This window comes from Stenotrophomonas sp. GD04054 (assembly GCF_029836955.1).
Taxonomy (GTDB): domain Bacteria; phylum Pseudomonadota; class Gammaproteobacteria; order Xanthomonadales; family Xanthomonadaceae; genus Stenotrophomonas; species Stenotrophomonas maltophilia_A.
Genome location: NZ_JAOECR010000088.1, coordinates 1 through 10144, shown reverse-complemented (window position 1 = coordinate 10144; position 10144 = coordinate 1). Strand labels below are relative to the sequence as shown.

Annotated in this window: 11 protein-coding genes and 1 riboswitch; of the genes, 6 read left to right on the top strand and 5 right to left on the bottom strand. The window is 67.9% G+C overall.

Annotation, left to right across the window (positions count from 1 at the left end; translation table 11 throughout):
* Positions 1-79: 79 nt before the first annotated feature.
* Both N7573_RS21955 and N7573_RS21950 read right to left on the bottom strand, forming a co-directional pair.
* Entirely contained in the window at positions 80-991 is a 912-nt protein-coding gene (locus N7573_RS21955; RefSeq protein ID WP_279913935.1) for an MBL fold metallo-hydrolase, read from the bottom strand.
* Positions 992-1076: 85 nt separating this feature from the next.
* Positions 1077-1715 (bottom strand): NAD(P)H-binding protein, encoded by a 639-nt coding sequence (locus N7573_RS21950; RefSeq protein ID WP_279913934.1) that lies wholly within the window; start codon positions 1713-1715, stop codon positions 1077-1079.
* 108 nt (positions 1716-1823) lie between these two features.
* On the opposite strand from N7573_RS21950, the gene N7573_RS21945 reads away from it, so the two are divergent.
* From N7573_RS21945 to gph, 3 genes are all read left to right on the top strand, one after another.
* Positions 1824-2753, top strand: a complete 930-nt coding sequence (locus N7573_RS21945) for a LysR family transcriptional regulator (protein ID WP_279913933.1) — start codon at positions 1824-1826, stop codon at positions 2751-2753.
* Complete coding sequence (locus tag N7573_RS21940; RefSeq protein WP_049398349.1) at positions 2750-3541, top strand: class I SAM-dependent methyltransferase; 792 nt, start codon at positions 2750-2752, stop codon at positions 3539-3541. Before N7573_RS21945 ends, N7573_RS21940 begins: the two co-directional genes overlap by 4 nt.
* Positions 3542-3605: 64 nt before the next feature.
* Positions 3606-4262, top strand: a complete 657-nt coding sequence (gph, locus tag N7573_RS21935) for a phosphoglycolate phosphatase (protein WP_279913932.1) — start codon at positions 3606-3608, stop codon at positions 4260-4262.
* Positions 4263-4403: 141 nt separating this feature from the next.
* Here gph and btuB read toward each other — a convergent pair whose 3' ends face one another.
* Entirely contained in the window at positions 4404-6248 is a 1845-nt protein-coding gene (btuB, locus tag N7573_RS21930; RefSeq protein WP_279943285.1) for a TonB-dependent vitamin B12 receptor, read from the bottom strand.
* Positions 6249-6362: 114 nt separating this feature from the next.
* Positions 6363-6586, bottom strand: a riboswitch (cobalamin riboswitch).
* A gap of 61 nt (positions 6587-6647) precedes the next feature.
* Here btuB and N7573_RS21925 point away from each other — a divergent pair.
* Positions 6648-7775 carry an acyltransferase gene (locus tag N7573_RS21925; protein ID WP_279913855.1) on the top strand — a complete coding sequence of 376 codons (1128 nt, stop codon included), beginning with the start codon at positions 6648-6650 and terminating at the stop codon, positions 7773-7775.
* Positions 7776-7902: 127 nt separating this feature from the next.
* Positions 7903-8481 (top strand): histidine phosphatase family protein, encoded by a 579-nt coding sequence (locus N7573_RS21920; RefSeq protein ID WP_279913854.1) that lies wholly within the window; start codon positions 7903-7905, stop codon positions 8479-8481.
* A 91-nt stretch (positions 8482-8572) separates the two neighbouring features.
* Here the strand turns inward: N7573_RS21920 and N7573_RS21915 are convergent, their stop codons facing one another.
* Both N7573_RS21915 and N7573_RS21910 read right to left on the bottom strand, forming a co-directional pair.
* Positions 8573-8935, bottom strand: coding sequence for a TfoX/Sxy family protein (locus N7573_RS21915; RefSeq protein WP_189720528.1), 363 nt, complete (start codon positions 8933-8935; stop codon positions 8573-8575).
* Positions 8932-9414, bottom strand: coding sequence for a GAF domain-containing protein (locus N7573_RS21910; RefSeq protein ID WP_279913852.1), 483 nt, complete (start codon positions 9412-9414; stop codon positions 8932-8934). Before N7573_RS21910 ends, N7573_RS21915 begins: the two co-directional genes overlap by 4 nt.
* Before the next feature lie 68 nt (positions 9415-9482).
* Between N7573_RS21910 and bioD the strand changes: the two genes are divergently transcribed.
* A partial coding sequence (bioD, locus tag N7573_RS21905; RefSeq protein WP_279943284.1) for a dethiobiotin synthase occupies positions 9483-10144 on the top strand: 662 nt, incomplete at its 3' end.

Sequence of the window (10144 nt, the reverse complement as noted above, 5' to 3'; positions counted from 1 at the left end):
AGCTGTTGCTGTTGCTTCGGCTGTTGCCGTTGCATTGAGCAGGTGCAGGGCGCAGCCCTGCAAAAGAAAACTCCCTACCTCATGGCCACTGCATCTCGCCCTTGGCCACCTTCGCACTCAACTCCAGCGACGCCACGCCCGCCAGCTTCGGGTAGCGCGCCTGCATCGCCTTCACCAGTGCCGCACTGTCCTTCGCCTTTGCCGCCTCAACATCGAACGCACGGATGTAGTCCGCGGTGAAGCGCAGCGCACTGGCATCCAGCGCCGCGCCCGGCGCGTAGTGCCCCGGCACTACCACCTTCGGTTTCAGCGCCTGCAGCCGCTGCAGGGTCTGCAGCCAGTCGGCATGCGATTTCGGCGTCTGCGTATCGGCCATCCACACGTGCTCACCGGCTACCACCGGAATACCACCGACGATCGCGCGCAGCGACGGCACCCATAGCACCGTGCGGTCCGGGGTCGGGCCATCGAGGCCGATCAGCGGCAGGCGCTGGCCTTCCAGTTGCAGGGCATCGCCGTCCAGCACCTGTGGCACCACGATGCGCGCCGGCACGTCGGCGCCCATCTTCGGTCCCCAGTAGGCCAGCTTGCCGGCCTGGGTTTGCTGGATGTGGGCGACGGTCTGCGCAGTGGCGACGACGCGCGCCTGCGGGAACGCGTCCTGCAGCGTGGCCAGGCCGAAGTAGTAGTCCGGATCGCCGTGGCTGATGTAGATGGTGGTCAGCTGCTTGCCGCTGGTGCGGATCAGCTCGACCAGCTTGCGCGCGTCGCTGGGAGCAAACTGCGCATTGACCAGGATCGCGTCGTGGCGGCCTTCGATCAGCACCGAGGACACCGAGAACATCGCCTGCGGGCCGGGATGGAAGGTCTGCAGGTGCAGCTGGGATTTCGTGGCCGTGGCCGGCGCCGCGGCGGCCGGCGCGGCGAGCAGTGGCGCACTGGTGAAGCTGGCGGCCAGGGCGAGGGGGAGCAGCAGGGCAGCGGTACGCATGGGGCATTCCTTGTGGCGGACGGCGAGCCGGGCGTGGGCCTGGCTCACAGGTGGGTAGCGCCGGGCCATGCCCGGCGGCCTGGCATCAGTACGCCGCAGTGATGATCTGCTTCGGGTACTGGTGCGCTTCCAGCTCGGCGACGAACGCCGCGCCGTAGTCGGCGTAGCTGATGCGGCTGTGGCCGCTGGCATCAGCGAGGAAGGCCTTGGCCTGCACGCGGTACTGGCCGCGCTCTTCACCCGGGCCGATTTCGGCGGCCGGCGAGAAGAAGGTCCAGTCCAGGTCGTCCACCGCCTGCAGGCGGTTGAACGCCTCACGGTGGGCCAGTGCGTACGGCTTGTAGGCCTCCGGGAAGGTGGGGGTATCGACCAGCTGCACGCCGGGTGCGACTTCGAGGCTGCCGGCGCCACCGACCACCACCAGGCGGGGCACGCCGGCCTTGCGTGCGGCGGCGGCCAGCTGCGCGGCGATCTCGCCGACGCGGCCGATGTCATCGCCCGGGCGCGGGCCGTAGGCACTGGCCAGCACGTCGTGGCCGGTGATGGCGGCAACCAGCGCGTCCTGGTCATCCAGCGAGGCGATCACCGGATGGGCACCGGCCAGCTCGGCCGGGAGGTCCTGCGCGCTGCGCACGATGACAGTGAGTTGGTGGCCGCGGGCCAGCGCGTGGCGGGCGATCTGGCGGCCGATGTTGCCGGTGGAACCAACGAGGGCGATTTTCATGGCAGGACTCCGTGGGGCGGTGTGGGGTGGGAATGGGGCCACTCTAGGCTGCTGCAGTTGCTCGAAAAACAGCGTATAACGCGCTTGTTTGTTGCATGAATCGAGCATATGGACCGATTGACCGCCATGACCGTGTTCGTCGAGGTGGCCGAGCGCGGCAGCCTCACCGCCGCCGCCGAGGTGCTGGACATGTCGCGGGCGATGGTCAGCCGCTACCTGGCCGAGGTCGAGAGCTGGCTGGGCGCACGCCTGCTGCACCGGACCACGCGCCGGGTCAGCCTGACCGGCCCCGGTGAGGCGGCGCTGGCGCGCTTCCGGCAGATGCTGGCGATCGGCGAAGAACTGCAGGGCGAGCTGGCCAGTGATGATCCCGAGCCGCACGGGACCCTGCGGGTGACCGCCAGCGTCTCATTCGGGCAGAGCCACCTGGCGCGGGCGGTGGCCGGCTTCGTCGCGCGCCATCCAGCGGCACGCATCGAACTGCTGCTGGTCGACCGCACGGTGAACCTGGTGGAAGAGCGCGTGGATCTGGCGGTGCGCATCGCCCGCCAGATCGACCCGAGCCTGATCGCGCGGCGGCTGGCCACCTGCCGTTCGGTGCTGTGTGCGACGCCGTCCTACCTGCAGGCACGCGGTACGCCGACCGCGCCCGAGCATCTGGCCGCGCATAACTGCCTGACCCATCACTACGTCGGCAAGAGCCTGTGGCAGCTGCACCGCGATGGGCGTTCGCTGTCGGTGGCGGTGGGTGGCAACATCAGTGCCAACGAGGCCTCGCTGCTGCTGGAGGCGGTGCGCGCCGGTGCCGGCATCGCCATGCTGCCGACCTACCAGGTGGCGCCGCTGCTGCGCAGTGGCGAGCTGATCGAACTGCTGCCCGGATTCAGCCTGGACGAACTCGGCATTCATGCGGTGTACGCGTCACGGCGCCAGCAGCCCGCTATCATGCGGCGATTCCTGGACTTCCTGGCCGAGTGCTTCGCCAGCCCGGCCTTCCAGGATCTGGATTGGCGCCCACCGGGCAAGGAGAACACATGAACCATGGACAGGCCTTGATCGACCACAACCGTGCTGCCTGGGACCGCCAGGCCAGCGAAGTGCGCGAATGGTCGCGCCCGGTGGAAAGTTCAACGATTGCCGCCGCGCGCGAAGGCCGCTGGCAGGTGCACCTGACGCCCCGCGCGTTGCCACTGGACTGGATGGGTGATGTGCGCGGCCGTCGCATCCTGTGCCTGGCCTCGGGCGGTGGCCAGCAGGCACCGGTGCTGGCCGCTGCGGGCGCTGACGTCACCGTGTTCGATCTCTCCGACGGGCAGCTGGAACAGGACCGCCAGGTCGCTGCGCGTGATGGCCTGCAGCTGCGTACGGTGCAGGGTGACATGCGCGATCTGCACGTGTTTGCCAACGACAGTTTCGACGTGGTGTTCCATCCGATCTCCAACCTGTACGTGCCCGACGTGCGCCCGGTGTGGACCGAATGCCGCCGTGTGCTGGCACGCGATGGCATGCTGATGGCCAGCTTCTACAACCCGGTGCTGTTCGTCGGTGCGCGTGATCCGCAGCTCGATGCACAGGGATTGATCCGGCCGCAGTACGCCATTCCCTATTCGGACCTGGAAGACCTGGCGCCAGCCGAGCGCGAGGCAAAGCTGGCACGCGGCGATGCGCTGACCTTCGGCCACAGCCTGACCGAACTGATCGGTGGGCAGCTCGATGCCGGCTTCGTCATCGATCGCTTCATGGAAGACTGGCAGCCGCAGCCGCGCTTCCTGATCGACCGCTATCTGCCCACCTTCCTGGCGACCCGCGCGCGCCGGATCGGCTGAGGCGGATCGGCGCAAAAACCAGCGGCGTACAATGGACGGCCCCACGTCATGCAGGTGCCGTCCCTTGTCGTATCCCTATTCGCTGGTCGTGTTCGACCTTGATGGCACGCTGGTCGACAGCGCAGCTGATATCGCCGAAGCACTGAACCGCACGCTGGAGGACATCGGTGTGGCACGCGTGCCGGAAACCACGGTGCTCGGTTGGATCGGCGACGGTGTGCGCCGCCTGGTCGAACAGGCCGTGCATGCGGCCGGCCGCGAGGTGGACCTGGCCGAAGTGATGCCGGTGTTCATGGTGCACTACCGTGAGTGCCTGCTGCGCAGCCCGCGGCTGTTCGATGGCGTGGGCGAAGCGCTGGCGCAACTGCGTGCGCGCAACGTGCCGCTGGCGATCTGCACCAACAAGCCCGAAGCACTGGTACCGCCGCTGCTGCAGCACCTGGGCATCGGTGGTGTATTCGCGCTGGTACTGGGGGGAGATTCGCTGCCGCAGCGCAAGCCCAGCGGTGAGCCACTGCGGCACATCGCCGCGCACTTCGGGCTGCCGGTGGAGTCCTGCCTGATGGTGGGTGATTCGTTGACCGACTACCGCGCCGCCGAAGATGCCGGCATGCCGATCGCACTGGTGCGTTACGGCTATCCGCGCGGCCTGGACCTGGCCACCGCGCACGCCGTGGCGGTGATCGACGACCTGCGTGAACTGCCGGGGTTGCAGGGCTGATGCAACGGACATCCCTGGTCGCCGGCCGGTAACCCGGGCTGATGCAATGGGTAGTGCCGGCCGCTGGCCGGCAACCCGGGATGCGTTGCCGAAGGTCATGATGTTGCCGGCCAGCGGCCGGCACTGCCATGACCGTCGCGGTCACTTCGGCTGGTAACGCACGCTCAGCTGGTACTCGCGGCCCGGCTGGTTGAACCACGCCACGGTTTCATACGTGCGGTCGAACACGTTGGCGGCGCGCGCCAGCAGCGACCAGGACGGCGTCAGCGCGTACTCGGCGCGCAGGTCCAGCGTGCCGTAGCCGCCAACCTTCACCGAGTTGCTGGCGTTGTCATAGCGCTTGCCTGCACCCTGCACGGTCAGGCCGGCGCGGAAATCGCCGAAGCGGCGGTCGATGTCCAGGCGTGCGGTCTGCTGCGCGCGGCGCGGCAGCCAGTTGTCGAACTGGGTGCTGCCGTGGGTGCGGTTGCGCGGGTCGGTATAGCTCAGCTGCGCATTGATGTCGAAGCCGGCCAGCAGCATGCCACCAGTCAGCTCGGCACCACGGATGCGCGTCTTCTCCACCTGCCGCATCTTCATCGTGGAGGCATCGTAGGTGATCAGGTCATCGATGCGGGTCTCGTACACGTCCAGGCCCCAGTGCCAGCCCTGGCCCTGCTGCGAAACGCCAAGGTTGGCGCTCTTGGACTTCTCCGGGTTCAACGTCGGCACGCCGCTCCACGGGTCGTACAGGTCGCTGAAGGTCGGTGCCTTGAACGCCGTGCCGTAGCTGGCATTGACGCGCAGGCCGTGCTCCAGTTCCATCGCCCAGCCCACGCTGCCGGTGGCATGGTTGCCGAACTGCTGGTTGTCGTCATTGCGCGCGCTGGCCTGCAGCTGGTGGCGGCCGAAGCGGCCCTGGTACTGCACGAACACGCCGGTGTTGCGGCGGCTGTCGACGAGATATCCGGCGCTGCTGCCATCCAGGTTGTCTTCGCTCCAATCCACGCCTGCACTCAGCAGCTGGCCCTCGGCCACGCCGAAGTCGCCCTGCAGCGAGGCGCTGTCACGATGGGTCTGGGCGCTGCCGAACACCCCCGGTGCGCCGAAGTTGTCCGACTCGTTGTCACTGCGGCCGACGTTGGCTGTGAAAGCCAGGCGTTCAGACGGGGTGTAGCGCACTTTGCCAGCGAGCACCTGCTGGCGGGTTTCCGAATAGTTGTAGTAACCGTCGTAGTGGTTCTTGCCGTCGGCGCGCAGTGCGCTGCCTTCCACGGTCCACTGGTCGTTGAAGCTGTAGCCGCCGCGCAGGCTCTTGGACAGGTTGCGGTAGCCGTCGCGGTCGTGCTCGTCGGCAAAGCAGCCCGCGGTGAACACCGAGGCGGAGCCGCGGCAGGCATCGATGCCGTCGGAATGCTGGTAGGCGATGTCGGCGCCGAACCAGCCGCGTTCGGTGCCACCGCCGATGCCGCCGCTGGCTTCGCGCAGGCCGTTGCTGCCACCGCCGAGCTGGAAGTGCGGAGCGAAATCGCCCTGGTTGCGGCGGGTGAAGATCTGGATCACGCCACCAATGGCGTCGGCACCGTACAGGCTGGACTGCGGGCCGCGCACGATTTCCACGCGTTCGATCTGCGCCAGTGGCAGGTCCTGGTACATGGCCAGGCCGAGGTCGGCACTGTTGATGCGCACGCCATCCACCAGCACCACGGTGTGGCCCGAGTTGGTGCCGCGCAGGAACAGCGAGCTCTGCTTGCCGAGGCCGCCGGAGTTGGTCAGGTTGATGCCGGCGCGGCCGCGCAGCAGTTCCTGCAGCGAGGTGGCCTGGCTGGATTCGATCTGCGCGCGGTCGATCACCTGGGCCGGCGCGATGCTGTCCTGCAGGGCGATCGGGGTGCGGGTGGCGGTGACCAGGATCTGGTCGAGCGCGGTGGTGTCATCGGCGGCCTGGGCCAGCGCGGGCAGGGCGGCCAGCACGGCCAGGGACAGCATTCGGGACTGCAGCTTCATGGGGGACTCCAGGTGCCACGCACGCCCGCGTGGCGAAGGGGAGGAGCCGCGAAGGCAGGCATGCGCCGACGCCGCAGCGCAGGCTGCGGTCATCCAGCGCCATGCCCACCGCATCGCGACCTGAGGCTTCCTGGCCGGTCTCCGGGCTTGCCGCCGGGTGGCGCGAGGCCACCGTCCAGGCGCCTTCCCATGCCTGCGGCACAGTGGCGTTGTTGCCTGGAACTGACGTGCTTACCGTTGCGGGGGCAGCGCCGGCCTGGCGTGGATCCACGCGTCACCGGCTTCCCGTTTCAACCTGCCGGCCGTGGCCGCAGGTCACCTGGAAGTGCGCGCAGTCTACGGCATCGCCAGCTGGTAGAGTGAGGAGCGTCGCACGCGCATCTGGTTGGAACCTGGAACATGATTGCAAAGGATCGCCTGCAGTTCCTCGATTCTCTTCGGGGTTTGGCTGCCGTCTACGTTGTGTTGTTTCACGTCCAGTCGATGCCGGCGCCGACGCTGACTGTCGCTGGTTGGTTGTTGCCCGTTCTGCAGCTGGGGGCCACGGGTGTCGCACTGTTTTTCGTGATCAGCGCGTTCTCGCTGTGTTATACCCAGCCTCGTCACAGAGCCAGCGGTCGGCCGTTGCTGAGTTTCTACCTGCACCGCTTCCTGCGCATCGCACCGCTGTTCTATCTGCTGCTGGCGTTCTCGATCTTCCGCGATGGCCGTGGCAGCCATGCCGGCCACCCGTGGGCCGAAATCGTTGCGAACGCCACATTCACATTCAACCTGTTCCCCGGCTGGGAGCAGGGCATTGTGTGGGCAAGCTGGGCGGTCGGAGTGGAGATGTTGTTCTATGCGATCTTCCCTTTGCTGTACCTGTTGGTGGATAACGGGCGTCGGGCCTGGACGCTCCTCTTGGTGCTGCTGGGGCTGGCGGCGCTGGCCGGAACCGGCGCGCTGGGTGCACGCGCGGAGGCCTCGCTGGGCGGCTATGGTTGGCTGACGCACGCGCCCGTGTTCGCGATGGGGTTGGTGGCGTTCCATGCGTACAACGCGCTCTCGCAATTGTCTCCGGCGCGGGCGCGGTGGTGGGGGAAGGCACTGAACATGGCCGGTGCCCTGTTGCTGTTGCTGGTCGTGGCGGGGATCGCAGCTGGCTGGAGCGGGGCAGGACCATGGCAGCTGGCCGGCCTGGGCTATCTGGCAGTGCTGTTGGGCTGCTCGCAATGCCCGCCGCGTCTGCTCGTCAACCGGGCGACGGCGTGGCTGGGTACGGTGAGCTACTCGCTCTACCTGGGGCATCCCATTGTGATCGCCGTGCTGGGGCCGGTGCTTCACCGGCTGTTGGCGGCCGTTGGTGATGGGACAACCGGCTATCTGCTGTGCGCTGCGCTGGTACTGGCAGTCGCAATGCCGTTGGCTGCGCTGGGCCACCGCTGCATCGAAGCGCCGATGATCCGGCTGGGCAAACGCGTGATGGCATCGCTGTCCGTATCACGTGCAGGGCCCTCTCCCAGGCAGGCAGAGGGCGGCCCACGCTAGAATGACGCGCCCCACTACGGGGACGCTGTCCAGAAGTGGTGTTCATGATGTTGCTTCAATCGTCGATTTTTCCCACTCCGCGCGCGATGCAGTCGCCGGCAAGCGTGTTGTATACGGTTGCACTGCCGTGATCCTCGACCTGGTCCGCCATGCCGGCAACGGTCGCGATGAGTTCCTCGATGGCCGCAGCGATCCACCGCAGCTGGCCCGCCTGCCGCAGGAACTGGTCGACGCCTACGCTGCGCAGCCCTGGGAGCGGGTGATCAGTTCGCCACGGCTGCGCTCGCTGCACACGGCGATGGCCCTGGCCACGCCGCGTGGGCTGGACGTGGAAGCGGACGAGGAATGGGAAGAGCTGGATTTCGGCGATTGGGACGGGCAGTCGCTGTTCGACCTGCCGGAGGACGCATTGGCGGCCTTCCATGCCGACCCGCATGCATTCCCGCCGCCGAACGGCGAAAGCTGGGGCCACTTCGAGCGGCGCATCGCGCGCGCGCTGGATCGCCTGCTTGATGATGACGATTCGGTGCCGACGCTGGTGGTCAGCCACGGCGGCCCGCTGCGCATGGTGCTGTCGCAGGTCTGCGGCCTGCCGATGTCGCTGTGCTGGGCCCTGCGTATTGACCACGGCACACGCCTGCGGGTGTGGCTCGAGCGCGGCGAGGTCGGGCTGGTGGGCGAACTGCTGGAGCTGCAGCAGCCCTGACCGCACTCGCCGGGCATGACCCGGCGCTACCGATCCCGCATCACAGTGGTAGTGCCGGCCGCTGGCCGGCATCCCCAGGAACGCGGAGGCCTCAATCCTCGTCCGCGCGCTCGGCCACGCTGTCCTCAGCGTCGTCGTCAGCATCGAAGCGCTGCTCATGCACTGGGCCCGAAGCGGGGCCGGCCGCCTTCAGCGGATGCGCAGTGATGCGCGCTTCGTAATCCTGCACCAGCGCCTCACGCTGCGGCTCGCTCAGTTCCTGCCAATGGCAGTCCAGCAACGCGCCTTCCAGTGAATAGAGCAGGTTCAGGCTGGGCTTGAAGCCGGCGCGCTTGACCTTAACGAAGGCACCGACCGCGCCGATCGCAACCAGATCCTCGCGGCTGCGCAGGCCGACCTGACGCAGCCACGCCGCACTCTTCGGGCCGATGTTGCGCAGCTTCGGTGCGCTCATCCCAGCGCCTCGACGAACACGCGGGCGATGGCTTCCAGGCCGGCCTGGTCGTCGGCATCGAAGCGGCCCACCTTCGGGCTGTCGATGTCGAACACGCCGATCAGTTCATCGCCGCGCAGCAGTGGCACCACCAGTTCCGAACGCGAGGCCGAATCGCAGGCGATGTGGCCGGGGAAGGCATCGACGTCCTCCACGCGCTGGGTCACGCGCTGGCTGGCGGCGGCACCGCACACGCCCTTGTCCAGCGGGATGCGCATGCAGGCCGGCAGGCCCTGGAACGGCCCGACCACCAGTTCCTTGCCGTCGTACAGGTAGAAGCCCACCCAGTTCAGGTCGGGCAGAGCGTGATAGACCAGTGCAGAGAGGTTGGCCGCGTTGGCGATGCGGTCGGACTCGGCGTAGACCAGGCCACGGGCCTGTTCCAGCAGCTGGGCGTATTGTTCCGGCTTGCTGCCGGTAAGCGAGGCATTGGCGAACATGCCCGCAGTCTAGCAAGCGCGCCGGGCCGGCGATAATGCAGGCTCTGTTGCCCCGCTGGAGCTTATCGATGCCGTTGCCCGCCACGCTGCCGCCTGCCCTGTTCGTCACCGGCACCGATACCGAGATCGGCAAGACCGCGGCCAGCACCGCGCTGCTGCATGCACTGCGTCGGCGCGGCCTGCGCGCGGTGGGCATGAAGCCGGTGGCCAGCGGCAGCGAAGACCTGGGGCAGGGCCTGCGCAACGAAGATGCGCTGGCCCTGCAGGCAGCCAGCTGGCCGGTGCCGGACTATGCCGACCTGAATCCGTACGCGCTGCGGCAGCCGCTGGCACCGGAGCTGGCTGCTGCCGAGGATGGCGTGCAGGTGGAGCTGGCGCCGATCGTGGCCGCGTTCGCGCGATTGCGCGCGCAGGCCGATGTCGTGGTGGTGGAGGGCGTTGGCGGTTGGCTGGCGCCGGTCTCGGCCACGCTGGACCAGCTTGACCTGGTGCGCGCACTGCAGCTGCCCGTGCTGTTGGTGGTGGGCATGCGGCTGGGCTGCGTCAACCATGCGCGGCTGACCGCGCAGTCGCTGCAGGCCAGCGGCGTGGAGTGCCTGGGCTGGATCGGCAACCACATCGACCCGGTGATGCAGCGCCAGGATGAGAACATCGCGACGTTGCAGCAGCGCCTGCCGATGCCGTGCTGGGGGCGGCTGCCGCATCTGCCGGGTGCGGATGGCGAAGCGCT